Source organism: Variovorax sp. YR634, from assembly GCF_900106655.1.
GTDB lineage: Bacteria > Pseudomonadota > Gammaproteobacteria > Burkholderiales > Burkholderiaceae_C > Variovorax.
The window spans coordinates 108,231-133,613 of sequence record NZ_FNOL01000012.1 but is presented as its reverse complement, the minus strand read 5'-3'; the positions used below and the strand labels follow the sequence as shown (position 1 = coordinate 133,613).

The 25,383-nt window shown below is 66.5% G+C and carries 28 protein-coding genes; 22 read left to right on the top strand and 6 right to left on the bottom strand.

The window, feature by feature from the left end; translation table 11 throughout:
* Nucleotides 1-160 precede the first annotated feature (160 nt).
* The 7 genes from mnmG to BLV60_RS20430 all read left to right on the top strand — a co-directional run bounded on the left by mnmG (nucleotide 161) and on the right by BLV60_RS20430 (nucleotide 7,018).
* Entirely contained in the window at nucleotides 161-2,122 is a 1,962-nt protein-coding gene (gene mnmG / locus BLV60_RS20460) for a tRNA uridine-5-carboxymethylaminomethyl(34) synthesis enzyme MnmG (protein WP_093057111.1), read from the top strand.
* Nucleotides 2,119-2,772, top strand: a complete 654-nt coding sequence (gene rsmG / locus BLV60_RS20455) for a 16S rRNA (guanine(527)-N(7))-methyltransferase RsmG (protein ID WP_093057110.1) — start codon at nucleotides 2,119-2,121, stop codon at nucleotides 2,770-2,772. Before mnmG ends, rsmG begins: the two co-directional genes overlap by 4 nt.
* A 126-nt stretch (nucleotides 2,773-2,898) precedes the next feature.
* Nucleotides 2,899-3,513, top strand: a complete 615-nt coding sequence (locus BLV60_RS20450) for a LysE family transporter (protein ID WP_093057109.1) — start codon at nucleotides 2,899-2,901, stop codon at nucleotides 3,511-3,513.
* A gap of 19 nt (nucleotides 3,514-3,532) precedes the next feature.
* Entirely contained in the window at nucleotides 3,533-4,447 is a 915-nt protein-coding gene (locus BLV60_RS20445; protein ID WP_093057108.1) for a ParA family protein, read from the top strand.
* Between the two features lie 42 nt (nucleotides 4,448-4,489).
* Nucleotides 4,490-5,035, top strand: a complete 546-nt coding sequence (locus BLV60_RS20440; RefSeq protein WP_093057107.1) for an RBBP9/YdeN family alpha/beta hydrolase — start codon at nucleotides 4,490-4,492, stop codon at nucleotides 5,033-5,035.
* Nucleotides 5,035-5,997, top strand: a complete 963-nt coding sequence (locus BLV60_RS20435; RefSeq protein WP_093057106.1) for a ParB/RepB/Spo0J family partition protein — start codon at nucleotides 5,035-5,037, stop codon at nucleotides 5,995-5,997. The genes BLV60_RS20440 and BLV60_RS20435 overlap by 1 nt, the downstream gene beginning before the upstream one ends.
* 115 nt (nucleotides 5,998-6,112) lie before the next feature.
* Nucleotides 6,113-7,018, top strand: coding sequence for a CsgG/HfaB family protein (locus BLV60_RS20430; protein WP_093057105.1), 906 nt, complete (start codon nucleotides 6,113-6,115; stop codon nucleotides 7,016-7,018).
* Between the two features lie 88 nt (nucleotides 7,019-7,106).
* Here BLV60_RS20430 and BLV60_RS20425 read toward each other — a convergent pair whose 3' ends face one another.
* On the bottom strand, nucleotides 7,107-8,531 hold the full coding sequence (locus BLV60_RS20425) for an FAD-binding oxidoreductase (protein ID WP_093057104.1): 1,425 nt from the start codon (nucleotides 8,529-8,531) through the stop codon (nucleotides 7,107-7,109).
* Nucleotides 8,532-8,604: 73 nt separating this feature from the next.
* On the opposite strand from BLV60_RS20425, the gene BLV60_RS20420 reads away from it, so the two are divergent.
* The 4 genes from BLV60_RS20420 to BLV60_RS20405 all read left to right on the top strand — a co-directional run bounded on the left by BLV60_RS20420 (nucleotide 8,605) and on the right by BLV60_RS20405 (nucleotide 10,706).
* Nucleotides 8,605-9,105: a DinB family protein gene (locus tag BLV60_RS20420; protein ID WP_093057172.1), complete on the top strand. Its 501-nt coding sequence runs from the start codon at nucleotides 8,605-8,607 to the stop codon at nucleotides 9,103-9,105.
* A gap of 14 nt (nucleotides 9,106-9,119) precedes the next feature.
* The gene (locus BLV60_RS20415) at nucleotides 9,120-9,725 is read left to right on the top strand and encodes a cob(I)yrinic acid a,c-diamide adenosyltransferase (RefSeq protein ID WP_093057103.1); all 606 of its coding nucleotides are present in this window, start codon (nucleotides 9,120-9,122) and stop codon (nucleotides 9,723-9,725) included.
* Entirely contained in the window at nucleotides 9,722-10,084 is a 363-nt protein-coding gene (locus tag BLV60_RS20410; protein ID WP_093057102.1) for a hypothetical protein, read from the top strand. Before BLV60_RS20415 ends, BLV60_RS20410 begins: the two co-directional genes overlap by 4 nt.
* A gap of 106 nt (nucleotides 10,085-10,190) precedes the next feature.
* Nucleotides 10,191-10,706 (top strand): class IV adenylate cyclase, encoded by a 516-nt coding sequence (locus BLV60_RS20405; RefSeq protein WP_093057101.1) that lies wholly within the window; start codon nucleotides 10,191-10,193, stop codon nucleotides 10,704-10,706.
* Here the strand turns inward: BLV60_RS20405 and BLV60_RS20400 are convergent, their stop codons facing one another.
* Nucleotides 10,707-11,345: a GDSL-type esterase/lipase family protein gene (locus BLV60_RS20400; RefSeq protein WP_093057100.1), complete on the bottom strand. Its 639-nt coding sequence runs from the start codon at nucleotides 11,343-11,345 to the stop codon at nucleotides 10,707-10,709.
* 156 nt (nucleotides 11,346-11,501) lie between these two features.
* Here BLV60_RS20400 and BLV60_RS20395 point away from each other — a divergent pair, with 156 nt between their 5' ends.
* The 8 genes from BLV60_RS20395 (at nucleotide 11,502) to BLV60_RS20360 (ending at nucleotide 19,000) form a co-directional block, all read left to right on the top strand.
* Nucleotides 11,502-12,683 (top strand): ABC transporter substrate-binding protein, encoded by a 1,182-nt coding sequence (locus BLV60_RS20395; RefSeq protein ID WP_093057099.1) that lies wholly within the window; start codon nucleotides 11,502-11,504, stop codon nucleotides 12,681-12,683.
* Nucleotides 12,684-12,686: 3 nt separating this feature from the next.
* Entirely contained in the window at nucleotides 12,687-14,516 is a 1,830-nt protein-coding gene (locus BLV60_RS20390; protein WP_093057098.1) for an ABC transporter permease, read from the top strand.
* 14 nt (nucleotides 14,517-14,530) lie between these two features.
* Nucleotides 14,531-15,100: an OsmC family protein gene (locus tag BLV60_RS20385; RefSeq protein WP_093057097.1), complete on the top strand. Its 570-nt coding sequence runs from the start codon at nucleotides 14,531-14,533 to the stop codon at nucleotides 15,098-15,100.
* Complete coding sequence (locus BLV60_RS20380; protein ID WP_093057096.1) at nucleotides 15,084-15,920, top strand: ABC transporter ATP-binding protein; 837 nt, start codon at nucleotides 15,084-15,086, stop codon at nucleotides 15,918-15,920. Before BLV60_RS20385 ends, BLV60_RS20380 begins: the two co-directional genes overlap by 17 nt.
* Nucleotides 15,917-16,762, top strand: a complete 846-nt coding sequence (locus BLV60_RS20375; RefSeq protein WP_256329367.1) for an ABC transporter ATP-binding protein — start codon at nucleotides 15,917-15,919, stop codon at nucleotides 16,760-16,762. Before BLV60_RS20380 ends, BLV60_RS20375 begins: the two co-directional genes overlap by 4 nt.
* Before the next feature lie 25 nt (nucleotides 16,763-16,787).
* The gene (locus BLV60_RS20370; protein ID WP_093057095.1) at nucleotides 16,788-17,690 is read left to right on the top strand and encodes a VOC family protein; all 903 of its coding nucleotides are present in this window, start codon (nucleotides 16,788-16,790) and stop codon (nucleotides 17,688-17,690) included.
* A gap of 151 nt (nucleotides 17,691-17,841) precedes the next feature.
* On the top strand, nucleotides 17,842-18,432 hold the full coding sequence (locus BLV60_RS20365) for a dihydrofolate reductase family protein (protein WP_093057094.1): 591 nt from the start codon (nucleotides 17,842-17,844) through the stop codon (nucleotides 18,430-18,432).
* 133 nt (nucleotides 18,433-18,565) lie between these two features.
* A complete protein-coding gene (locus BLV60_RS20360; RefSeq protein ID WP_093057170.1) occupies nucleotides 18,566-19,000 on the top strand; it encodes an RcnB family protein in 435 nt (144 codons plus the stop codon).
* Between the two features lie 86 nt (nucleotides 19,001-19,086).
* On the opposite strand, the gene BLV60_RS34860 is transcribed toward BLV60_RS20360, so the two are convergent.
* Together BLV60_RS34860 and BLV60_RS20350 are read right to left on the bottom strand one after the other, a co-directional pair.
* Nucleotides 19,087-19,257, bottom strand: a complete 171-nt coding sequence (locus BLV60_RS34860; RefSeq protein WP_371127388.1) for a hypothetical protein — start codon at nucleotides 19,255-19,257, stop codon at nucleotides 19,087-19,089.
* Nucleotides 19,258-19,477: 220 nt separating this feature from the next.
* Nucleotides 19,478-20,422, bottom strand: coding sequence for a CysB family HTH-type transcriptional regulator (locus BLV60_RS20350; protein WP_093057169.1), 945 nt, complete (start codon nucleotides 20,420-20,422; stop codon nucleotides 19,478-19,480).
* A 169-nt stretch (nucleotides 20,423-20,591) separates the two neighbouring features.
* Here BLV60_RS20350 and BLV60_RS20345 point away from each other — a divergent pair, with 169 nt between their 5' ends.
* Nucleotides 20,592-21,194: a TetR/AcrR family transcriptional regulator gene (locus tag BLV60_RS20345; RefSeq protein ID WP_093057092.1), complete on the top strand. Its 603-nt coding sequence runs from the start codon at nucleotides 20,592-20,594 to the stop codon at nucleotides 21,192-21,194.
* 218 nt (nucleotides 21,195-21,412) lie between these two features.
* Nucleotides 21,413-22,330, top strand: coding sequence for an alpha/beta fold hydrolase (locus BLV60_RS20340; protein WP_093057091.1), 918 nt, complete (start codon nucleotides 21,413-21,415; stop codon nucleotides 22,328-22,330).
* A 7-nt stretch (nucleotides 22,331-22,337) separates the two neighbouring features.
* Here BLV60_RS20340 and BLV60_RS20335 read toward each other — a convergent pair whose 3' ends face one another.
* Nucleotides 22,338-23,273 (bottom strand): fatty acid desaturase, encoded by a 936-nt coding sequence (locus BLV60_RS20335; protein WP_093057090.1) that lies wholly within the window; start codon nucleotides 23,271-23,273, stop codon nucleotides 22,338-22,340.
* Between the two features lie 211 nt (nucleotides 23,274-23,484).
* Here BLV60_RS20335 and BLV60_RS20330 point away from each other — a divergent pair, with 211 nt between their 5' ends.
* The gene (locus tag BLV60_RS20330; RefSeq protein ID WP_093057089.1) at nucleotides 23,485-25,146 is read left to right on the top strand and encodes a rhodanese-like domain-containing protein; all 1,662 of its coding nucleotides are present in this window, start codon (nucleotides 23,485-23,487) and stop codon (nucleotides 25,144-25,146) included.
* Here BLV60_RS20330 and minE read toward each other — a convergent pair.
* Nucleotides 25,103-25,381: a cell division topological specificity factor MinE gene (gene minE / locus BLV60_RS20325; RefSeq protein ID WP_093057088.1), complete on the bottom strand. Its 279-nt coding sequence runs from the start codon at nucleotides 25,379-25,381 to the stop codon at nucleotides 25,103-25,105. The two genes, BLV60_RS20330 and minE, sit on opposite strands and share 44 nt — an antisense overlap.
* Nucleotides 25,382-25,383: the final 2 nt, after the last annotated feature.

The window sequence follows — 25,383 nt, the reverse complement described above, 5'->3', positions numbered from 1 at the left end:
ATGAAATATATAGCAAACTATCAAGCTTCCATGGGCATTGGCGGGTAATTTGGCATGGCCCTCTAGCTTGTCCACACAAAGGGCGCAGATCGGCCTGGACGATTAAAATCAGTGCCCCTTTTGCGCCGCGCACGCGTCAGTTGTGCGCTCCCCATTTCAAATGCTTTACCCCGAAGAATTCGACGTGATCGTCGTCGGCGGTGGCCATGCCGGCACCGAAGCCGCGCTCGCCGCTGCGCGCATGGGCGCCAAGACGCTGCTGCTCTCCCACAACATCGAGACGCTGGGGCAGATGAGCTGCAACCCGTCGATCGGCGGTATCGGCAAGGGCCATCTGGTGAAGGAGGTCGATGCGCTCGGCGGTGCGATGGCGATTGCCACCGACGAGGCCGGCATCCAGTTCCGGATTCTCAATTCGAGCAAGGGCCCGGCGGTGCGCGCCACTCGCGCGCAGGCGGACCGGGTTCTGTACAAGGCGGCCATCCGCCATCGGCTGGAGAACCAGCCGAATCTGAGCCTGTTCCAGCAAGCCGTCGACGACCTGATGGTGGAGGGCGATCGCGTGGTCGGTGCCGTCACGCAGGTGGGCATCGCATTTCGTGCGCGCACCGTGGTGCTGACGGCGGGTACTTTTCTCGATGGCCGCATCCATGTCGGCCTCGACAACTACCAGGCTGGACGCGCGGGTGATCCGCCGGCGATCAGCCTGTCGGCGCGGCTCAAGGAACTGAAGCTGCCGCAAGGCCGGCTCAAGACCGGCACGCCGCCACGGCTCGACGGCCGCAGCATCGATTTTTCGAAGTGCACCGAGCAACCCGGCGACGGCATGCCCGGTGGGGCAGGGTCGATGCCGGTGTTCAGCTTCATGGGCCGCGCGGAAATGCATCCGCAGCAAATGCCCTGCTGGATTACTCACACCAACGCGCGCACGCACGAGATCATCCGCTCCGGCTTCGACCGCAGCCCGATGTTCACCGGCAAGATCGACGGCGTGGGTCCGCGCTACTGCCCGAGCGTGGAAGACAAGATCAACCGCTTCGCCGACAAGGAAAGCCACCAGATCTTTCTCGAGCCTGAAGGCCTGACGATCAACGAGTACTACCCGAACGGGATCTCGACGAGCCTGCCGTTCGACATCCAGTACCAGCTGGTGCGCTCGATGCCTGGGCTGGAGAACGCGCACATCCTGCGGCCGGGCTACGCCATCGAGTACGACTACTTCGATCCGCGCGAGCTCAAGAGCAGCTTCGAGACCCGCTCGGTCAAGGGCCTGTTCTTTGCCGGACAGATCAACGGCACGACCGGCTATGAAGAAGCCGCTGCCCAAGGCCTGTTCGCCGGCATCAATGCTGCGCTGCAATGCCGTGGCGAAGATGCCTGGCTGCCGCGCCGTGACGAAGCCTACTTGGGCGTGCTCGTCGACGACCTGATTACAAAGGGCGTGACCGAGCCGTACCGCATGTTCACGAGCCGCGCGGAATTCCGCCTGCAGCTGCGCGAGGACAACGCCGACATGCGCCTGACGGAAGCAGGGCGCAAGCTGGGCTTGGTAGACGACGCGCGCTGGGACGCTTTCAGCCGCAAGCGCGACGCTGTTTCACGTGAAACAGAGCGGCTCAAGTCGATCTGGGTGAACCCGCGCAACCTGCCAGCCGCCGAGTCGGAGCGGGTGCTGGGCAAGGCCATCGACCACGAATACAACCTGGCCGACCTGCTGCGTCGGCCCGACGTGAACTACGAAACGCTGATGTCGCTGGACGGCGGCAAGTACGGTGCCCAGACGGCGCTGAGCGAAACCGAGATCGAGCAGATCGAGATCTCGGCCAAGTACTCTGGCTACATCGAGCGTCAGCACGACGAAGTGGAGCGGGCCGCGCACTTCGAGAACCTGAAGCTGCCGGCCGATTTCGACTACGGCCAGGTCAAGGCGCTGAGCTTCGAGGTGCGGCAAAAGCTGGACAAGCACCGGCCGGAAACACTGGGCCTGGCCTCGCGCATCTCCGGTGTGACGCCTGCCGCCATCTCCTTGTTGATGATCCATCTGCGCAAGGGCGGCCACAAGGCCTTCGCCCGCGATACCGCCACCACGGAAGCAGCCACCGAGCCGCAGTCCGCGGAATGACGGCGCCGATCGATACGCTGCGCGCGGGCGCAGCCGCCATGGGCGTGGCGCTGTCCGATCTTCAGGGCGAGCAACTGCTGGCCTACGGCACGCTGATGCTCAAGTGGAACAAGGTCTACAACCTGACGGCGCTGCGCGATCCGGCAAGCGTGCTGACGCACCACCTGCTCGACAGTCTGGCGGCCGTCGCGCCGCTGCAGCGCGAGTGGGCAGGGAAGGGCAAGCTGCTGGACGTGGGTTCCGGCGGTGGCTTGCCGGGTGTGGTGATCGCCATCATGCGGCCTGATCTTGAGGTGAGCTGCCTCGATGCGGTCGCCAAGAAGGCGGCTTTCGTCCAGCAAGTGGCAGCCGAACTGGAGCTCCCGAACCTTCGGGGACTGCACGCCCGGGTCGAATCGCTGGTCGGCAGCTACGAAGTCATCAGCTCGCGCGCCTTCGCATCACTGCCGGATTTCTTCAACGGCTCGATGAATCTGCTCGCACCCGGTGGTGTCTGGCTCGCCATGAAGGGCAAAGTGCCGACCGACGAACTCGCCGCCTTGCCAAAAGGCGTGGCGGTGTTTCACGTGGAACAACTGACGGTTCCCGGCCTGGACGCTGAGCGTTGCATCGTCTGGGCACGCAAAGAAGCTGCCGAAATCGGCGCCTGAATCCGCAAAAGAAGCGGCGACACCGGTAAAAGCCGGTGTCCGAACGATCCTCGCGGTGGTGTGCTCGCTTAGACTCGATGCCTCCCTCCGGTCCCTTTTCCGACTCGCTTTTTCGAGGCAAATCCCATGTTCGGCATCGCTGACTACGGCGCATTCGTCGCCGCCATCGTCCTGTTCCTTCTGATTCCCGGCCCGGGCAATCTGGCGCTGATCACCTCGACGAGCAAAGGCGGCATCCGCGGAGGACTCGCCGCAACAGCCGGCCTGATCATTGGTGACCAGTGCCTGATGTGGGCCGCAGTGGCTGGTGTGTCGGCCGTGCTGGCCGCTTACCCGACCGCTTTCAAGGCAGTGCAGTGGCTGGGCGCCGCCTACCTGGCGTGGCTGGGCCTCAAGATGTTGCTGGCCAAGCCCGGCTCGGCGCCCATCCTCGACATCAAGCCCAGCCATTTCCTGCGCCAGGCCTTCACCATCACCCTGCTGAATCCCAAGGCGATCGTGTTCTACATGGCCTTTTTCCCGCTGTTCGTCGACCCGGCCCGCCATCAGGGCCTGGTCACTTTCGGCGCGATGGCGGTGACGATTGCTGCGCTGACCTTCCTGTACGGCCTGACCTCGACACTGCTCACGCACTTCCTGGCTGAGCGCATCCGTGCGAATCCCCGCATTTCCGCCACGCTCGAGAAGCTTGCCGGCACCTTTTTGATCGCCTTCGGCGTCAAGCTCGCAATCTCGCGCTGATCGATCCTCCGGTACTGACATGGCCAAGATTTTCTGCATTGCCAACCAAAAGGGCGGCGTCGGCAAGACCACCACCACCGTCAACCTCGCGGCCGGCCTGGCCAAGGTCGGCCAGCGCGTGCTGATGATCGACCTCGACCCGCAGGGCAATGCCACCATGGGTTCGGGCATCGACAAGCGCCAGCTGGAGCTGACGGTGTACGACGTGCTGCTCGAATCGGCCTCGGTGGCCGAAGCCCGGGTCAAGGCCGACAAACTGGTGGAGGGCGGTTGCGGCTACGACGTGCTGGGCGCCAACCGCGAACTGGCGGGTGCCGAAGTCGAGATGGTTGCACTCGACCGTCGCGAAAAGCGCCTGCGCACCGCGCTGGCCGCGGTCGGCGCCGAGTACGACTTCGTGCTGATCGACTGCCCACCGAGCCTGAGCCTGCTGACCCTCAACGGCCTGTGCGCCGCCCACGGCGTGATCGTGCCGATGCAGTGCGAGTACTTTGCGCTCGAAGGGCTGACCGACCTGGTCAACACCATCAAGCAGGTGCACGCCAACCTCAACAAGAACCTGCAGATCATCGGCCTGCTGCGCGTGATGTTCGATCCGCGCATCACGCTGCAGCAGCAGGTGAGCGAGCAGCTCAAGTCCCACTTCGGCGACAAGGTGTTCGACACGGTGATCCCGCGCAATGTGCGGCTGGCCGAGGCGCCCAGCTACGGACTGCCGGGTGTGGTGTTCGACCCGGCCGCCCGCGGCAGCCAGGCTTTCATCGCCTTCGCCCAGGAGCTGGTCGACAAGATGCCGCCCGCGAGCGCCTTTGCTTCGGGTGCGGTGGCGCCGCCGATTGCGCCGGTCACGCGCATCGCCCCGGACCTGCCCATTCCCGATGACGTGATGGCACCCGCGCCCGCATCCGACTCCACCAGTGAAAACAATGCCTGACGCTTGCCGCTGCTCGGCAAGGTGCTATCAAGTTCGTAGCAAATGACAACTCCGCGCATCCTGCTGCTGCCCGGTTGGCAGAACAGCGGCCCCGGCCATTGGCAAACCCGCTGGGAGTCGGTGCACGGCGATCACCGTGTCGATCAGCATGAGTGGATGCGCCCGCTGCGCGGCGACTGGTCCGCGCGGCTCGAAGAAGAAGTGCTGGCCTCGCCCGGCCCTGTGGCTTTTGCGGCGCACAGCCTCGGCTGCATCCTCGTTGCCGCGTGGGCCGCGCACTCGCGCAACACGCACAAAGTGCGCGGCGCGCTGCTGGTCGCGCCGGGCGACGTCGAGAGCGACAACCTGCGCCAGCTGATTCCAGGCTGGGCGCCGATCGTGCGCAAGCCGCTGCCGTTCCCGGCGGTGCTGATCGCCGCCAACGACGACCCGTACTGCGAAGCCTCGCGCTCGCAGCAGCTTGCCAAAGACTGGGGCGCACGCTTCATCGATGCCGGCCCGGGCGGCCACCTGAATGCCGAATCCGGCCTGGGCGACTGGCCCGAGGGTCGGAAACTCCTGAACGAAATCTCGAAAGAAAAGAACTGATGGCGACCAAGAAACCCAAGGGCCTGGGCCGCGGCCTCGAAGCGCTGCTCGGCCCGACGGCCGCGCCTTCCGCCGACAACGGCAATGGCGGCAATTCGGGCTCGGAAGAGGGCGGCGCACAGAGGAACCCGACGACGCTGATGCTCGACCAGATGGTGGCCGGCGTCTACCAGCCGCGCACACGCATGGACGAAGGCGCGCTCTACGAGCTGGCCGAGAGCATCAAGGCGCAGGGCATCATGCAGCCGATCCTGGTGCGCCGGCTCGACGCCGAATCGGCAGCCGCCAAGAACGCCGAGTACGAAATCATCGCGGGCGAACGCCGCTTTCGCGCCGCCAGGCTCGCTGGCCTCGACAGCGTTCCAGTGCTGGTGCGCGACGTGCCCAACGAAGCCGCCGCGGCGATGTCGCTCATCGAGAACATCCAGCGTGAAGACCTCAACCCGCTGGAAGAGGCCCAAGGCCTGCAACGCCTGGTGAACGAGTTTGGGCTCACTCACGAGCAGGCCGCACAGGCCGTGGGCCGTTCGCGCAGCGCGGCGAGCAACCTGCTGCGCCTGTTGAACCTGGCCGAGCCCGCACAGCAGATGCTGATGGCCGGCGACATCGACATGGGCCATGCCCGCGCGCTGCTGTCGCTGGACCGTGGCACGCAGATCACGGCGGCCAACCAGATTGCGGCCAAGAAGATGTCGGTGCGTGAAGCCGAGGCGCTGGTAAAGAAGCTCGCGGCCGAGTTCACGCTCACGCCCTCGCGCCGCGGCAACGACGGCGAAAAGTCGCGCGACCTGCAGCGCGTGGAAGAAGAACTGGCCGACCTGCTCACCGCCGAGGTCGAGGTGCGGATCAAGAAGCGCAGCAAGCGCGGCGGCCGCATCGAGGAAAGCGGCGAGCTCGCCATCCACTTCGGCTCCATCGAAGCACTCAACGGATTGATCGAGCGCATCCGCCGAACGGCCTAGTGTTGTGAACGAGGGGGCTGGCGTTCGTTTGATTGATTCCTGCAATCCTTTGCGCGTATCCTCGACCGCTGGTTTTTTCAATCCCAGATCTCTGAACAAACAGAGGGAGTCCACCATGCAGCTCACCAAGTTCCCGCTCGCGGCCATTGCCGTCGGCGCAGTTCTCCTCACCGGTTGCGCCACGACCGACATGCAAATGGGCAGCCAGTCGGCCAAGACCATGGCCACCGGCAGCGCCGCAGGCGGCGCCACCGACAACGCGAGCAGCCAACTCGAGCGCTGCGAATCGCCGCTCGGCACGGTCTCGCTGATCGAAAACCAGAGCGCTGGCTGGTACACCATCCTCACCGGCGAATACAAGCTGCCGCCCACGGCCAACCTGCTGCGCCTGCTGGTGCAGCAATCGAACTGCTTCATCGTGGTCGAGCGTGGCGCGGCCGGCATGAACGCCATGACGCGCGAACGCGCGCTGCAGCAGTCGGGTGAAATGCGCGGCGGCAGCAACTTCGGCCGCGGCCAGATGGTGGCGTCCGACTACGGCCTGTCGCCCGAAATCGTCTTCAGCAACAGCGATGCCGGCGGCGTCGGCGGCGCGCTCGGCGGCCTGGTGGGTGGCGGCCGTGGCCGAGCCCTCGCGGCCCTCGGCGGCAGCATGCAGACCAAGGAAGCCAGCGCGCTGCTGACCCTCATCGACAACCGTTCGGGCGTGCAGGTTGCGGCCGCAGAAGGCAGCGCCTCCAAGACCGACTTCGGCGCTTTCGGTGCGCTGGCCGGTCGCAGCGGTGGCGGCGGCGTGGGTGGCTACACCAACACGGCGCAGGGCAAGGTGATTGCCGCAGCCTTCATGGACGCCTTCAACCAGATGGTTCGTTCGCTGCGCAACTACAAGGCGCAGACGGTGCGTGGCCAGGGCCTTGGTGGTGGTGGGCGTCTGGGCGTGGATGGCGGCGCTGCGCCGTCGCAGACCTATGTGCCCGCGGAGAAGGCACCGGCACGCCGCCGCAGCAACAGCACCAACTGATCGCGCGGCAGCTGCCGCAAGCAGATCAAAGAAGCCCGGCGCTCTTGCGAGCCGCCGGGCTTTTTCATTGAACGCCTGAACGAACGGGTCAGAGGCTGAAGATCTTGCCCGGGTTCATGATGTTCTTCGGGTCGAGCGCGCGCTTGATCGTGCGCATCATGTCGATCGCACCCACGCCCGCTTCGGTGACCAGGAAGTCCATCTTGTGCAGCCCCACGCCATGCTCGCCGGTGCAGGTGCCTTCGAGCGCCAGCGCGCGGCTCACCAGCGCGTGGTTCAGCTCTTCGGCCTTCACGCGCTCTTCGGGAATGTTCGGGTCGAGCAGATAGCCGAAGTGGAAATTGCCGTCGCCCACATGGCCGACGAGGAAGTACGGAATGCCGCTCGCATCGGCTTCGGCCACCGAGTCGAGCAGGCAATCGGCCAGGCGCGAGATCGGCACGCAGGTGTCGGTCGAGATCACGCGGCAGCCGGGGCGCGACTGCACCGCCGCGAAGTAGCTGTTGTGCCGCGCGGTCCACAGGCGCGTGCGCTCTTCCGGCGTGCTGGCCCATTCGAAGGCATTGCCGCCATGGCCGCTCGCGAGCTCCTGAACCGTCTCGGCCTGTTCCTTCACGCCGGCGGGCGAGCCGTGGAATTCCATCAGCAGCATCGGCTCTTCGCGCAGGTTGAGCTTGGCGTACGCGTTCACCATGCGCACCGTGTTCACGTCGATCAGCTCGACGCGTGCGATCGGCACGCCGAGCTGGATGGTCTCGATGGTCGTGCGCACCGCGGCCTCGATGCTCGGAAACGAGCAGATCGCCGCCGACACCGCCTCGGGCAGCGGGTAGATGCGCAGCGTGATCTCGGTGACCACGCCCAGCGTGCCTTCGCTGCCCACCATGAGGCGCGTGAGGTCATAGCCGGCCGAAGACTTCTTCGCGCGGGTACCGGTGCGGATGACCTCGCCGGCAGCAGTGACCACTTCGAGCGCCAGTACGTTCTCGCGCATCGTGCCGTAGCGCACCGCGTTCGTGCCGCTGGCGCGCGTGGCCGTCATGCCGCCGATGGAGGCGTCTGCACCGGGGTCGATGGGGAAGAACAGGCCCGTGCTCTTGATCTCTTCGTTGAGCTGCTTGCGCGTGACGCCGGGCTGCACCGTTACCGTGAGGTCGTCGGCATTGATCGACAGCACCTTGCTCATGCGCGACACGTCGATGCTGATGCCGCCCTGCACCGCCAGCAGGTGGCCTTCGAGCGAGGAGCCCACACCGAAGGGAATGACGGGCACGCTGTGCTCGCTCGCGAGCTTCACCGCGTCGGCCACGTCCTGCGTGCTCTCTGCGAACACCACGGCGGAGGGGGGTGGTGCGTCGAAGGAAGACTCGTCGCGCCCGTGCTGCGTGCGCACTGCCATGGCCGTGGAGCAGTTGGCGCCGAAGCGGGCCTTCAGTCCGTCGATCAGGCTGGCCGGGACGTCGCGCAGATGAAGCTCCGGCATCAGGTGCGAGGTTTGGGTCGGGGCGTTCATCGGGAGTCTCCTGGCGGGTGAGGGTGATCGGCCATTTTACGGAGCGAGCACCATAATGCGCTTCGGAAAAAACATGAACCCCACGACCCTCAGCGCTCTCGCGGCCTTCCCGTCGCAACTGGAGGCCCACTACGCGGCCATTCCCACCGCCTACAGGCATTGGGCGCCGCCCTCGTGGGAGGGCGTGCCCAGCGAGGCCTTTACCGCCATCGAGCAGCTCTGCCATGTGCGCGACATCGAGATCGAGGGCTACCACGTGCGCTTTCGCCGCACGCTGCAGGAGACGCACCCGACGCTCGCCTCCATCGACAGCGAACCGCTGGCCATCGAGCGCGCGTACGGCACCGCCGATGCGGCGAAGGTGCTGGCCGAATTCCGCATGGCGCGCGTGCAGACGATGGAAATCATCTCCAGCCTGAGCGATGCGCAGCTCGCGCGCACGGCAGTGTTCGAAGGCTACGGCCCGCTCACGATGCGCAGCCTCATCCACTACCTCTGCAGCCATGACCAGCAGCATCTTGCAGGCCTGCAATGGCTGGCAGGCAAGATCGACGCATCGACCGTCGATCAGTAAGAACAGGAGCCTCCATGGGCAACCGACTCTCCCAGATCGCCACCCGCACCGGCGACGACGGCACCACCGGCCTCGGCGACAACACGCGCGTGCCCAAAGACCACTTGCGCGTGCATGCGATGGGCGACGTGGACGAACTCAACTCGCAGATCGGCGTGCTGCTGTGCGAGCCCATGCCAGAGCCCGTGCGCGAGCTGCTGGTCGACGTGCAGCACCAGCTCTTCAACCTCGGCGGTGAGCTGTCGATGCCGGGTTTCACGTTGCTGAAGGCCGATGCGCTGCTGCAGCTGGACAACGCGCTGGCCGAGCACAACGCCGCGTTGCCGCGCCTGGCCGAATTCATCTTGCCCGCCGGCACGCGCGCGGCATCGCTCGCGCATGTGTGCCGCACGGTGGCGCGGCGCGCGGAGCGTGCGGTGGTTGCGCTCGGCGCCACCGCCGAACTCAACGACGCCTTGCGCCAGTACCTCAACCGGCTTAGCGACCTGCTCTTCGTGCTTGCACGCGTGCTCAACCGAATGAACGGCGGCGACGACGTCTACTGGAAGAGCGAGCGCATGGCACGCGCAGCCGCTGCAGAAGCCGAAGCAGACGACACCGACACCAAGGAGGTCCCATGAAATTCCCGATCAACACCCTTCGCACCTCGCTCGCCGTGACGATGGCTGCCGCGCTGTGGCTGCCAGCCGGTGCACAAGCCCAGAGCGCGGACAACCCGCCCCAGGCGCAACGCGCCCACACCATCAAGTCGCCCTCCCGCAGCGGCAAGGTCGTGGGCAGCGTGCAGCGCGGCACCAACGCCGCGGGCCGCGGAGTCAACCGCGCAGACGCTGCCACGCGACGTGGCGTGAACAACGTGTCGGAGAAGGCCAGCCGACCGGTGCGCAACGTGGGCGAGGCCTTTGGCCGCAAGTTGTCACCCGGTTCCAGCGGTCGCGCTGCACCGCCGCCTGTCGGTCCGCAGGGCAACGCGCCTTGATCCTCGCGGGTCAGTTTGGGGCGCGCTCACGCCGACGGGGGACATTCGCGGAGGGGAGTACCCGGTGTCATTCGCACGCACCCCGAACAAAACCTCCAAGGCACAAATGGCAAGAAACATCGAGATCAAGGCCCGTATCGACAGCGTAGACCGCGTCGCAAGCATCGCCCTAACGCTGGCCGACCAGGGCCCCATCGAGATCGCGCAGGACGACACCTTCTTCCGCTGCAACGACAGCGCCGACCGCCTCAAGCTGCGCACCTTCGCGCCCGACCGTGCCGAGCTGATCTTCTACCGCCGCGCGAACAGCACCGGACCGAAGGAGTCGTTCTACCTGATCACGCCCTGCAGCACGCCCGACGTGCTGCGCGAATCGCTCACGCTCGCATGGGGACAGGCCGGCCGGGTTCGCAAGCAGCGCCGGTTATTCATCGTGGGCCGCACGCGCGTGCATCTCGACCGTGTCGAAGGCCTCGGAGAATTCCTCGAACTCGAAGTGGTGCTGGAAGAAGGCGAGCCCGCCGAAGCCGGCACAGCCGAAGCACACGCACTCATGTCGCAGCTCGGCATCAGCATCGACCAGCTGGTGCAGGGCGCCTACGTCGACCTGATCAACGGTTGATCAGCGCCAGCCGGCAGCCTTGAGCTGATCCGCCAGAAGCTGCGCGACCTTTTCATAGCCCCGTGCATTGGCATGGATGCGGTCAGAGCGCAGCGACGAATCCGACAGGACGCTCGAATACACATTGGCGACCAGCAGCGCCTGCTGCGACTTCGCCACCTCTTCGTAGAACGGCGCATCGCTGAGCGAGCCGACGGCCGCGCGCATGGCGTCGGGCGCCGGCGTGGCCAGCACGGCGACGTAGGGCGTGTGCGCACGCGCCTGGGTGATCAGCTCGACGAGGTTGTCGCGCGTTGCCGAGGCCGACACGCCGCGCAGCATGTCGTTGCCGCCGATGCCGATCAGGATCGCGTCGTAGCTCTGGGCACTCAGCAGGCCCGGCAAGCGCTGCAGCGCGCCTTCAGAGGTGTCGCCGTTGACGCCCGCGTTCTCGACCTTCCAACCCGTGAGCTCGCCCAGTTTCACGGGCCAGGCTGCGTCGGGCGGTGCGCCATAGCCATGGGTCAGGCTGTCGCCCAGGGCCAGCACGTGAGCATCGGATTTCAGCGCGGTGGCCGAGGCCTTGCGCTTGCCGCAGGCCGACAGAAGGGTGATGGCAGGCACGCCGGCCAGCAGGTGGAGGAGGTGTCGTCGCTTCATGTGGCGCGCAGCTTAAACGCAGCCTGAGGGCGCACGGGCGCTTGTCCCTTTGCTCGGAAAGCGCATAAGCCTCCCCGTTTTTGTTCGTTCCCGGCCGGTGGGCGCAGGCGAAGAATCGTTGCCCTGCACCTTCATTCATCTCCGGGGTTCGACACCATGCCGCTGCTCACTCGCCACCGCTTCCTGCGTCATGTGGCCGCTCTCTCCATGGCCTTGCTGGCCGCGCCCGTCGTCGCCTGGGCCGCGCCCGCCACCGGCGAGCCCGTGTGGTTCGGCGTGAGCGGGCCGCTCACCGGGCAGAACGCGCAGTACGGTGCGCAGTGGAAGGCGGGCTTCGACCTTGCCCTCGAACACATCAACGCGCAGGGCGGCATCCACGGCCGGCCGCTAGCCTACAACTTCGAGGACAGCCAGAGCGATCCGCGGCAGTCGGTGGCCATTGCGCAGAAGCTGGTGAACGACAAGCGCGTGCTCATCGAGCTCGGCGACTTCTCCAGCCCGGCCTCGATGGCCGCCTCGCCCATCTACCAGCGCGCGGGCCTGGTGCAGCTGGGCTTCACCAACTCGCACCCCGACTTCACCAAGGGCGGCGACTACATCTGGAGCCCTTCGATCAGCCAGGCCGACGCGCAGCCGCTGCTCGCCGAACTCGCGGTGAAGACGCTGGGCTTCAAGCGCATCGCCGTGCTGTACCTCAACACCGACTGGGGCCGCACCAGCAAGGACGTGCTGGTGAAGGCCGCGCAGGAACGCGGCGCGCAGCTCGCGATTGCCGAGGGCTACCAGGCCGATGAGAAAGACTTCCGCTCGACGCTGGTGCGCGTGCGCGACGCCAACCCCGACGGGCTGGTGCTCATCTCCTACTACCCTGACGGCGCGCTCATCGCGGGCCAGGTGCGCAGCGTGGGCCTCAAGCAGCCGATCGCCGCCGTAGGCTCGGTGTATTCGCCGAAGTTCATCGAGCTCGGTGGCGCGGCAGTGAACGGCATCTACACCAACACCGCCTTCTATCCCGAGGAGCCGCGCGCCGAGGTGCAGGACTTCGTGAAGAGCTTCCGCGCGAAGTACGGCAAGGAGCCAGACGCCTTCAACGCCTATGCCTACGACGCAGTCGTGTACGCCGCTGCAGCGCTACGCCAGGCGGGCCCCAAGGCCGACCGCAAGGCCGTGCGCGATGCGTTCTACAAGATCAAGGACGTGCCCAGTGTGATCTTCGGCAAGGCGAGCTTCGACCCACAGACGCGCCGCGTGATCGGCGTGAAGAGCGTCAACCTCGTCGTGAAGGACGGCAAGTGGGCGCAGGTCGACGAGAAGGCAGCCGTGGCAGTGGCCAGGTAGTCGATGAGCTTCACCTCCTTCTTCGACTACACCGTCAACGGCCTGATCATCGGCAACATCTATGCGTTGCTGGCGGTCGGCCTCGCATTGATCTTCGGCGTCTCGCACCTCATCAACTTCGCGCACGGCTCGGTGTACACGGTGGGCGCGTACATCGGCTGGGCGTCGATCACCTTCCTGCACACGCCGCTGCCGGTGACCATCCTGCTGGTGGTGCTCGGCTCGGGCGCGCTCGGCATGCTGATCGAACGCGTGGGCCTTCGCCCGCTGCAGGGCGCGGCACGCATCGCGCCGCTGCTGGCGACCATCGGCATCAGTTTCGTGCTCGACATCGTCGTGCAGCTGGTGTTCAGCCCAGACCCGCGCTCGCTGCCCACGCAACTGCCCGACTGGCGCCTGCAGATCGGCACCGGCACCATCGGTGCGCTCGACATCCTGATCGCGGGCATCGGCATCGCGAGCGCGGCCGTGCTGTTCGTCTTCCTGCGTTTCACGAAACTCGGCTGGGCCGTGCGCGCCACCGCACAAGACCGCGACGCGGCCCAGCAGATGGGCGTGGACGTCGACCGCGTGAACCAGACCGTGTTCGCCATCGCCGCCGCGCTTGGCGGTCTCTCGGGCCTGCTGGTGGGCATGTACTACAACAGCATCAGCCCGGCGATGAGCTTCCAGGCCACGCTCAAGGGCGTGGTGGCCACCGTGGTCGGCGGCGTGGGCAACGTGCCGGGCGCCATCGTCGGCAGCCTGCTGCTGGGGCTGATCGAGAGCTATGGCGTGGCGATCCTCGGCACGCCGTATCGAAATCTCTTCGCCTTCGCGCTGCTGCTGGTCATCCTGGTGTGGAAGCCCAACGGGTTGTTCGGACGCAAGCGCGCGTTGCCGCCGGAGCCGCTGACGGGCACCTTCATCGCACCGAGCAAGCCGTGGCATGTGCCGCGGCGTCTGCTCCTTGCGTTGTTTGTAGCAGCGGTGGCGTTGCCGCTCTTCGATCCATCGCCGTACCTGCTGCAGACGCTCACCAATGCGTGGCTCTACGGGGCGCTCGCGTTGAGCCTCACGCTCGTTGCCGGCACCATCGGGCAGATCTCGCTGGGTCATGCGGGGCTGCTGGCCATCGGCGCGTATGCATCGTCGCTGCTGGTGCTCGACCTGCACCTGCCGGTAGGCACAGGCATCGTGCTCGCGGGCATCCTCACCTCGCTGATCGGTACTGCGCTGATCTTCCCTGCCTTCAGGCTGCGTGGCCACTATGTATCGATTGCCACGCTCGGCATCGGCGAGATCGTGGCGCTCACCATCCTCAACTGGGAAAGCCTCACGCACGGGCCCATCGGCGTCTCGGGCATTCCGCCGCTCTCGCTGTTCGGGCGCGATGCATCGTCGAACGAGGCTGTCTACTGGGCGTCTTTCGGCGCGATGGTGCTGCTGGCGTTGCTGCAATGGCGCCTGCTGCGCTCGCACCTGGGCCGCACCTTCCGCGCGGTGCGCGAAGACGAAGTGGCCGCGCGCGCTTACGGTGTGAGCCCCGATCGCTACAAGGCGCTGGCCTTCGGCTTCGGCGGTTTCGCGGCCGGCGTGAGCGGTGCCTTCACTGCGCACATGTACTCGTACATCAATCACGAGACCTTCGGTTCGCAGATCTCGATCCTCGCGCTGACGATGGTGATCCTCGGCGGGCTCGGGAACATCAGCGGCGCTCTGCTCGGCGCGGTCGCGCTCGTGAGCCTGCCAGAGCTGTTCCGCGTGACGGCCGAGTACCGCATGCTGATCTACGGCGTCGCGCTGCTTCTCTTGATCCGCTTCCGCCCGCAAGGCCTGCTGGGCACCGTCTGAAAGAACACATCCCCATGAGCCACCTCAACGACTACCTCGCCGAGAAACGCGCCGCCGTGCTGGCACGCAATGCCGCCGTCGAAGCGGGCACCGCACAGCCTGTGCAACTGAAGGCCAGCGTGAAGGCAGAAGGCCGCAGCGGCGTGCGCCGCCTGCGCATCCGCGAGCACCAGATCATCAGCGACAGCCCGCCGGACTTTGCGGGCTACAACCTCGGCCCCAGCTCGCCCGAGTTGCAGCTGGGCGTGCTCGGCACCTGCGTCACGCACATCTTCCTGATCCAGGCGGCCGAACGGCAGGTGCCGCTCGAAAGCCTCGAAGTGGAAGTGACCGGCATCATCGATCCGCGCGGCGGCAAGCCGGGCCATGAGAAGACACCGATCTGGCCGCACGAGATCGGCTACACGGTGCACATCGATTCGCCCGCGAGCCACGAAGATATCGACGCGCTGTTCGAGGCGGTGGAGCGCAACTGCCCGATCCTCAACCTGCTGCGCAATCCGCAGACCATCCGCGCCGAGGTGAAGCTGGTCAACTCGAAGGCGCAAGCGGCGAAGAAGGAAGCCGATGCCATCGCTGCTTGAGATACGCGGCCTCGTGCGCCGCTTCGGCGGGCTCACGGCCGTCGATGCCGTCGACCTGCACGTGGGCGAGGGCGAACTGCTGAGCGTGATCGGGCCGAACGGCGCGGGCAAGACTACGCTGTTCAACCTCGTCACCGGCCTCGACAAGCCCGACGCGGGGCAGGTGCTGTTCGACGGACAGGACATCACCGGACTGCCGGCAGAGCAGCTCGCGCAGCGCGGGCTGGCGCGCACCTTCCAGCATGGGCGTGTGTTCGCGAACCTCTCGGTGCTCGACAACGTGCTGGTCGGCGCACACACGCGGCTGCGCGCCGTGAAACCTCGCATCGGTGGTGTGCCAGGGTTGGGTGCGTTGGCCGAACTCGCGCTCGCGCTGGTGCAGCCCGGTGCCGTGCGTCGCGAAGAACAGGCGCTGCGTGAGGAGGCACGAGAAATCATCGCGCTCTTCGGCGAACGCCTCGCACCGCGCGTCGACCATCCCGCGTACAGCCTCTCGTACGCCAACCGCCGCCGCGTGGAGATCGCACGGGCGCTGGCGCTCAAGCCGCGCTTGCTGCTGCTCGACGAACCCACTGCCGGCATGAACGAGAGCGAGACGGCGGAGATGCTGGAGATCATCCGCGGCCTGAAGGCGCGCGGCCAGACCATCCTGCTGATCGAGCACAAGCTCGACCTGGTGATGCAGCTGTCCGACCGCGTGGCCGTGCTCGACGACGGCCGCAAGATCGCCGAAGGCCTGCCCGACGAAGTGCGCAACGACCCGGCGGTGATCGAGGCGTACCTGGGCCATCGCCATGTCGGAGAGGCGGTGCCCGCATGATCGCCACCGTCGCGCGCACCGGTCTTTCTCCTTCGCCCCTCTGGGGAGAGGGCAGGGACGAGGGGCTGCCCGAACGCGCCGCTGCACCTGCTTCCAGCGGGTCGCTGCAGCCCCTGCTCCAGCTCAGGAAGATCAACAGCTTCTACGGCCCCGTCCAGGCCCACTTCGACCTCGACATCGAAGTGCGCAAGGGCCAGATCGTCAGCCTGCTCGGCGGCAACGCCAGCGGCAAGTCGACAACAATGAAGATCGTGCTCGGCCTGCTCAAGCCGCGCTCGGGCGAAGTCAATTTCAACGGCGAGTCGACGCTCGGCCTGAGCACGCCGCAGATCATCCGCCGCGGCATAGGCTCGGTGCCCGAAGCGCGCCGCCTGTTTCCCGCAATGACCGTGCGCGAGAACCTGCTGATGGGCGCCTACGCGCGCAGCGACCGCAAGGCCGTGGCCGAAGACCTCGAACGCATGCTGGAGCTGTTTCCGCGCGTGGCCGAGCGTATCGAGTTCCAGGCCGGCACGCTCTCGGGTGGCGAGCAGCAGATGGTGGCGATGGCGCGCGCGCTCATGGGCCGCCCGCAGCTCATCTGCATGGACGAGCCGACCATGGGCCTGTCGCCGCTGTACGTCGACAAGGTGCTGGAGCTCATCGCGCGTATCAACAGCCAGGGCGTGTCGGTGTTCATGGTCGAGCAGAACGCGAGCCTTGCGCTGCAGATTGCGCATCACGGCTATGTGCTGCAGACGGGGCGCATCGTGCTCTCGGGCCCGGCGCGCGAGCTGCTGGCCGATGCGCGCATCCGCGATGCCTACCTTGGCGGTGATGGCGCGGCGCGCACTGCTTCCTGATCCGGCCATCCACGGGAGAAAACACATGCCATTGAAACTCGACCACATCGTCATCGCGGTGCACGACCTCGAACGCACCATTGCCGACTACGGCGCGCTGGGCTTTCACGTGCTGCGCGGCGGCGACCATCCGGGCCGTGCCACGCACAACGCGCTGGTGGTGTTCGGCGACGGCAGCTACTTCGAGCTGATTGCATGGCGCGAACCGTCGCCCACCGAACGCTGGTGGCAGCTGCTGCAACGCCACGGCGAAGGCATCGTCGATTTCGCGCTGCTGCCGCGCGACACCGCCGCCACCGTGGCCGACGCGAAGGCGCGGGGGCTCGCACTCGATGGCCCGCTCGACGGCGGCCGCGTGCGCCCCGATGGCGAGCGCCTGCGCTGGCAGACGGCGCGCGCCCCGTCTGCCGACTTGCCCTTCCTGTGCGGCGACCTCACGCCGCGCGCATTGCGCGTGCCCGAAGGCGATGTGCGCGTGCATGCCAACGGCGCGCTCGGCGTGGCGAGCCTGGCCATTGCGGTGCGCGATCTCGACGCCACGCTGGCGCGCTACCGCGCCTTGCTCGGCACCGTGCCCGACGATGCCGACACGCACATCGGCGAGCCCGTGGCGGTGCCCGGCAGCAACGTGCGGGTGGCGATCATCGCGTTGGGAGGCAGCGTGCTCGTGCTTTCATCGCCGCGCGAGAACAACAATGAGCCGGATGCGGAGGAGGGCAGCGGCATCCTCGCGCAACGCATTGCGGCGCGCGGTGAGGGCCCGTATGCGCTGGTGCTGCATACCGACAGGCCGCAATCTACCGGCACCTTCGACCTTGCACGTGCGCATGGCGCACTGATCGAACTCGACCTGCCACCGCTGGACCGTCACGTGAAGCACGGCAGCAGCTCGCGCAGCGACCAGGTCAACAGCCTGGTCGGCGGATGAGCTGGCCGTTGCCGCACCCTTGAGCATCTTGTATCGACGTTAGTGCCCGCCGAGATGTGCCTTGCGCAGCCCGGCCTGCATCTTCTTCTGCATACTGGCACTGCTTGCATTCAACAAGCGGTTGTTTCAGTCCTCATGAAGGAGAACCGGTATGAGAAAGCTCATCCTCCAGATGCAGATGTCGGTCGACGGCTATGTCTCGCCGGCCAATGGCAACCTCGACTGGCAACTGTGGGGCTGGGGCGAGCGCTGGGCCTGGGACGACAGACTGAAGCAAGACTTCAACGCCGTCTTCGAAGATATAGACACCATCCTGCTGAGCCGGCTGATCGCGGAAGAGGGCTACCTCGACCACTGGGGTCGCGCGGCGAAGAACTTTCCTGCGAACCCGCACTACGCCTTCGCACAGAAGATCGTCGATGCACGCAAGGTGGTGCTCACCGACAAGCTCGCGGCCTCGCGCTGGGAGCGCACAGTCATCGCGCGCGGCGGAATGGCCGAGGAGGTGAATGCGCTGAAGCGTAAACCGGGCAAGGACATCATCACCATCGGCGGTGTCGGCTTCGCATCCGCGCTGGTTGCGGCGGGGCTGGTCGACGAGTTCCAGTTCTTCGTGAACCCCATGGCGGTGGGCGCGGGGCGTTCGGTGTTCCACGACCAGCGCAAGGGCCACAAGCTGCGGCTGCTGCGTTCGACGGGCTACGAATGCGGCATGGTGGTCAACTGCTACACGCCGGGTTGAGCGGTTTGAAGGACAAGGCGCCGCGCGGATACCAGCACTTACCTGATTTCACCTGACCGCGACCTGAAGTGCCCGAAGCGGACACAAGTGCGGCCCACAATGGACTCGTCATCAACGCATGAAGGAGTTCCAGATGATCAGCAATTCAAAGAGCATGGCAGTCGCCGCAGCAGCGCTCGCGATGTGCATGGCCGCAGGGAGCGCCTTTGCGCAAGACCGTCATGGCGATGGCCGCCCGGGCGATGGCCGTCCAGGCGACGGACGCTATGAACAGCGCGACCGCAATTTCGACCGCCGTGGTCCGCAAGGCGGTTACTACCGCGGCAACCAGGACTTCCGCGACGGCCGCCAGTTCGATCGCCGTGGCTTCCCGCAGCCGCATGCCGAATGGCGCCGTGGTGGCCGCGTGCCGCCCGAGTACCGTGGCCGCAACTACGTGGTGCAAGACTGGCGTGCCTACCGCCTGCAGCAGCCGCCCCGTGGCTATCAATGGGTTGGCGTGGGCGGAGACTTCGTGCTCGCGGCAATCGCCACCGGTGTGATCGCAAACATCATCGCTGGCCAGTAAACAGACGGCCAGTCGGGCAGACAGCACAAAAACCGCCACAGGCAACTGTGGCGGTTTTTCTTTTGATGGAACGCCGGAGCGGGTCTTCAGACCAGCGCGGTGGGCGCCGATTGGGCGCACACATTGCGCCCGGTGATGGTCAACCGCAGGCCGCCACCATGCCACTCGAGCCAGTTGAGGCTCACGTACGCGTCGATGTCGGCGTCGTCGATGCGGTCTGCCTGGCGGCTTTGCAGCAGCTCTACCGTTGCGGGCAAGGCTCGTCTCAATCTCTCACGCCGCTCGGCTGCATTGGCCGCCTTGAGGGCGGCCCTTGTTTGCTGTTGCTGCTGCTGCGGGGTCGATGCCATTGCTGATCCGTTTCCAGGAAGCCAGGGAATTAACCCGAATGTACGCCCCTTGTGTGAAGCTGCATTCTTCTTTTTTAACCATTCTGTCGTCCGCAGTACACACCACGCCGCAGCCTCTGGACAGGCTTTAGATTTCGTAGTGAGAGGCCCTGGCCTCGTCGCCCAGAGCCTTTTCGACGACCGCGCGCGTCAGCGTCGGCGCGAACGACTCGATGAAGGCATAGACGTACTTGCGCAGGTAAGTGCCACGCCGCACCGCGAGCTTGGTGAGGTTGATGCCGAACAGCCGCCCCGCATCGAGCGCGCGCAGCTGCGTATCGCGCTCGGCTTCGTAGGCCACACCGGCGACGATGCCAATGCCCAGGCCCAACTGCACGTAGGTCTTGATCACGTCGGCGTCCATCGCGGCCAGCACGATGTTGGGCTGCAGCCCGCGCTGCTCGAAGGCTTCGTCGATGCGCGAACGGCCCGTGAAGCCCGTGTCGTAGGTGATCAGCGGATAGCGCGTGAGCGCTTCGAGCGTCAGCGGGGCGTCGAGCAATGGATGCTCCGGCGGCACGATCACCGAATGCGTCCAGCGATAGCAGGGCAGGGCAACCAGCTGCGGATAGTCGCCCAGAGCCTCTGTGGCGATGCCCACGTCGGCCTCGCCATCGAGCAGCATCTGCGCGATCTGCTTGGGAGAGCCCTGGTGCAGGTGCAGCTTCACGTTCGGAAACTGCGTGCGGAATTCCTGCACCGCCACCGGCATCGCATAGCGCGCCTGCGAGTGCGTGGCCGCCACCGAGAGCAGGCCGCTCTGCTGCGCGACGAATTCCTGGCCCGCATGGCGCAGGTTGCTGCTCTCCATCAGCATGCGCTCGATGATCGGCAGCACGTGCCCGCCGGGCTCGGTGAGCCCCGTGAGCCGCTTGCCGGCGCGCACGAAGAGCTCGATGCCGAGCTCCTCTTCGAGCTCGCGGATCTGCCGGCTCACGCCGGGCTGGGAGGTGTGAAGGGTGTGGGCGACTTCGGTCAGGTTGAAGCCGCAACGAACGGCCTCGCGTACCGAGCGCAGTTGTTGAAAGTTCATCTGGCGCGGAAGAGTCATCAGGGCCCCGGTTGGGACCGACCGGCGATTCTCGGCAGAAGTGCTTATTCGGGGAACGATGCGTTTGTAGGTTTCACATGAGTAAAACATCTTTAAGGCGCTCCAGGAGTGGCTGCTTGAAATTTCGCACGACTGTGCTAAAGTTTGCTGCATGGACGCCAAGACCCAGAAGAGCGAACTCACCCGCGCCGCCATCGTCGGCGCGGCGATGAACCTTGCGCTGGCCGAAGGCCTGGAAGCGATCACGCTGCAGGCCGTGGCCAGCCGGCTGGGCCTGTCCAAGAGCGGCGTGTTCTCGCGCGTGGGTTCGCGCGAGGCGCTGCAGAAGGCCGTCATCGAAGAGTACGGCCGCGGCTTCCTGGCCGAGGTGTTCGTGCCCGCCATGCAGAAGCCCAAGGGCCTGCCCCGGCTCAACGAGATCGTCGCGCGCTGGATCGCCCGCACGCGCGACGTTGAAATGCACACCGGTTGCCTCTACACAGCCGGCGCCTTCGAGTTCGACGACCGCGAAGGCGAGTTGCGCGACATGCTGCTGGGCGAGATCACCCGCTGGCGCGCAGCGCTGCGCCGCACCGTGCTGCAAGCCATCGAGACCGGCGAGCTCAAGGCCGACACCGACCCCGCGCAGCTCGTGAGCGAGCTCAACGGCCTGACCATGACCCAGCTGCACGACGCGCGCTTCCTGCGCGATCCGCAGGCGGCCGACCGCGCCATGCAGACCTGGCAGCGGCTTCTTTCCAGCTACCTCGCCTGACCTGTTCACGAAGCAGGCGGATCTCTCACGTTTCCATTTGCCAGAATTTCGCACAGTCGTGCGATAAACAGGAGAAGCACCATGCTGATCATTGCCCTCTTTCTTGCCGCCTACGCGCTCGTCGTCGGTGCCAAGGGCCTTCGCGACACCTTGCGTAGCCTGCCCCGAAGCAACCAGGACTGGGTCTGGTACTGAACGCCCTGAAGGAACGCCACGCCATGACGAGCACTTCCTCGCCGGCCGCCGGCCATGCCGCGCAGTCGAACTACTACAAGCCCAGCCGCACGATGCGCGCGCTGCGCTTCGGCCTGACCACGTCGCAGCGGCTCTGGCCCGCGCTGGGCGTGCGCGCCGCCTACCGCCTGTTCGGCACGCCGCTGCCGCCCAAGTGGCTCTACCGCGGCCAGGGCCCCGGCGCGGAATGGCGGCGCGAGGGCTGGGCCTTCGAAGACGCGAGCGTCGGCATCTACCACCTGGCCGCGCAGGACTCGGGTGCCGAGTCGGCGCCGGTGGTGCTGCTGGTGCATGGCTGGGGCGGGCACGCGGGGCAGATGCTGCCGCTCGCGCAGGCCGTGGCGGCTGCGGGCCTGCGGCCCGTGCTGCTCGAGCTGCCGGCGCATGGCCGCAGTGCGGGCACGATGAGCAACTCGCCGCAGTTCGCGCGCGCCATCGCCTACGTCACGGCCCGGCTTGCGGCAGGTGGCCACGCGTTGCGTGCCGCAGTCGCGCACTCGCTTGGCGCCAACGGGCTTGCGCTCGCTGCGGCGCGCGGCTTGCCGGCAGAGCGACTTGTGCTGCTCGCGCCGCCTGCCTCGCCGCGCGAATACACGCGCTACTTTGCACACACCTTCGGTCTCAACGAAGCCACGCGCCTGTCGATGCAGCGGCTGTTCGAATCGCGCGAAGGCGTGCTGATGCCGCAGCTGGAGCCGGCCGCCGTGGGCCCGCGCATCGCGCAGCCCACGTTGATCGTGCATGACCGCGACGATCGCGTGAACCGCTTTGCCGACGCCGAGGCGTATCGCGACGCGATAGCGGGCGCCCGGCTCGTGGCTACGCAGGGCTGGGGGCATCGCCGCATCCTCAAGGAGGCCGAGGTACTGGCGCAGGTCACGCGCTTCGTGGCGGCGGACTGAACCCGCGCTACCAGGTGGGGTGGACAGGGGGGAACACCGGCCTGAACAGGTGCCGCCGCACGATCTCCCCATACCCCCGGTAATAGAAATTGCCGTTCGCCTCGAGCACCGCCGCGCGATGCTTGCGGAAGTACACCGGTATCTCGTACCAGGGCATGGTGGGCGCGCGGTGGTGCACGTGGTGCAGGTTGTTGAAGAGGTACAGCAGCCCGAACACGAGATTCGATTCGACGATGGCCACGCGCTCGTGCGGCGTATCGGCCCAGCGATGCTCGGTGAAGGTACGCAGCGACCCCAGCATCATCCCCGGGTACACGAAGTACAGCAGGTACTCGCCGAAGCCCATGTCGCAGACGGCGGTCACGTAATACAGCACCGGCGCCACGCTCAGCGCATGCCAGAGCCACGTCGGCAGGCGCGAGAAATTGCCCGACAGCACCTGGGCGGTTTCGAAGCGCACCAGCTTCCACAGCCGCAGGAACGGCCCCAGCACCACGCGGAACGCGATCGTCTGGTTGGCCATGTAGATCCATCGCCACACCGGGCCGTAGCCCGCCCATGCGGGTGCCGAGTGGTAGGCGCTTTCGTTGTCGCGCTCCGGGTGCGTGAGGTGGAAGTTGACGTGGTGCGAGCTGTGGCCGCGGTTGTAGAACGGATACGGCAGCCACAGGTTCAGCGGCGGCCACACCACCGCGTGGCGCAGCCATTTCGGAAGGTGGCGCATCGCATGGATGCTCTCGTGCTGCAGCGAGAAGTGAAGTTGCGCGAGAAAGCCGCCGGCAAGGAACAGCGCCCAGCCCGGCAGCGCCGCGTGCCACCACAGCAACGCGGCCCATGCGGCATAGAGCACGGTGGCCAGCAGCAGCGTGGGCACTTCGTAGTGCCACCACCAGTGCCGGCGTGTGCGTGCCAGGGCGATGGACGGGTCGGCAGTCGTTGTCATGGTGCGAAGGACTGCGATGCTAGGCATGAAGAACCTGTCTGCATGCGCGCATTTCGCATAAGCATCGGCGTGAAACTTCTTTCCCGCATTGGCGCTATGCGGTCTACGCTTGGTGTTCTTGCCGTTGTTCAGGGTGCGATCACGCCGATGGGGGACATTCGCGGAAGGGAGTACCCGGTGTCATTCGCACGCACCCCGAAAGCAAGTACACATGAATCCGACCAGGGCAAAAACCGTCACCCCCGCAGACCTGCAGGCTCTGCTGCTGCAAGAGCCCGCAGCCGAGCTGGCGCTGCTCGACGTGCGCGAAACCCGGTGGTTCGTCCAGCGCCACCCCAACCTCGCGCGCAACGCACCCTTCAGCGGGCTCGAGCTCCAGGCCGGCACGCTGGTGCCGCGCCGCTCCACGCCCGTCGTGCTCTACGACGACTACAACGCGCCCGACGGCGTTGCACAAGCCGCCGTGGCCGTACTCGCGCGCCTGGGCTACACCGACGTGCGCACGCTCGACGGTGGCCTGCAGCGCTGGGTGACCGAAGGCCTGCCCGCCATCGACGGCTACGGCACGCTGGTCAAGGCCTTCGGCGACCGCGTGCGGCTGCACTACGGCACGCCGGCACTGCCCATCGAGGCGCTGCGCGCACGCCAGCGCGAAGGCCGGCCGACCACGCTGGTCGATGCGCGGCCGCGTGCCGAGTTCGAATTTCTCTCGCTGCCCGGCGCGCGCAATCACGCAGGCACCGAGCTGGCGCTGCGCCGCTTCGAGCCGCACGGGGCCGACGACCATCTCTGGGCCATCAACTGCTTCAGCCGCACACGCGGCATCGTCGGCGCGACCACGCTGCGGCTGCTGGGCCGCGCGCCCGATGCAGTGTTCGTCGAGGACGGCGTCATGGCCTGGGGCCTGCAGGGCGCACCGACCGTGCAGAACGCAGCCCCCAGCGACGAACTGCCCCCCGAATCCCCCGAAGTGCTGCGCCGCATCGCCGACGACCTGCTCGAGCGCTTCGCCTTGCCCGTGGCCGACGCCGCACAGCTCGCCCGCTGGCGCGACGACAACGACCGCACCCTCTACGTCTTTGACGTGCGGCCTACCGCCGACCCGGCCTTCGTGGGCACAGGCGTGCAGCAGGTACCGGGTGGCCAGCTGCTGATGCATTTCGAGAACCTCGTCGGCACGCGCGGCGCGCGCATCGTGCTGCTCGACGATCCGGCGCATCGGCTGCGCGCCGCCATCACCAGCTTCTGGCTCACGCAGCTCAACCAGGCCGAGATCTACGTCTACGAAGGCGAGCTGGCGCCGGACCAGGCACCGCCTGCCACCGCAGCGACGGTGAACGATGCCCCTTCGCCTCTCGCCCCCGACGCGCTGGCCCAGCTGCGCAGGAACGGCGCTGTCACGGTGATCGACGTCGGCCCCAGCCTCGACTACGAGCGCGGCCACCTGCCGGGCGCGCTCTACATGCTGCCGGCCTCGCTGGCGCCATTGGCTTCGCACGCCGTGGCTGGTCGCACACTGGTCTTCACCTCGCCCGACGGCACGGCCGCCGCCCGCGTGGCGCGCGATGCGCACCAGCGCTGGCCGGGTTCGGGGGCGGTGTTCACCTGGCTCCAGGGCGGAACACAGGGCTGGAAGGCTTCTGGCAGGCCGCTCGCGACCGCTTTCGTGGCGGCCCAGCTGCTGACCCCCTTCGACGACGACTGGGGCTCGGTAATGCGCGTGTTCGGTCCGCGCCGCGATGCGGCCTGGGCCGACTACCTCGCGTGGGAACGCGCATTGACAGAACGGGTCCTGCAGGACCCGTCCGTGCGCTTTCGCTTCTTTCCGCTCAGCGCGCCGGCGCAGGAGTCGGGTCGGGCAGCTCGATCTTGATGTCGAGCACTTCGAGGTTGTCCTGGGTCTCCAGGTGCACCTTGATGTCTTCCGCGTTGATGGACACGTACTTGGAAATCACCGCCACCAGCTCGCGCTGGAGTTCGGGCAGATAGTCGGGCCGCTTCTTGCCGCTGAGGCTGGACCGCTCGTGGGCGAGGATGATCTGCAGCCGCTCCTTCGCGACGCTGGCAGTCTTCTTCTTTTCGCCCAGCAGGAACGAGAGAAAGGACATGG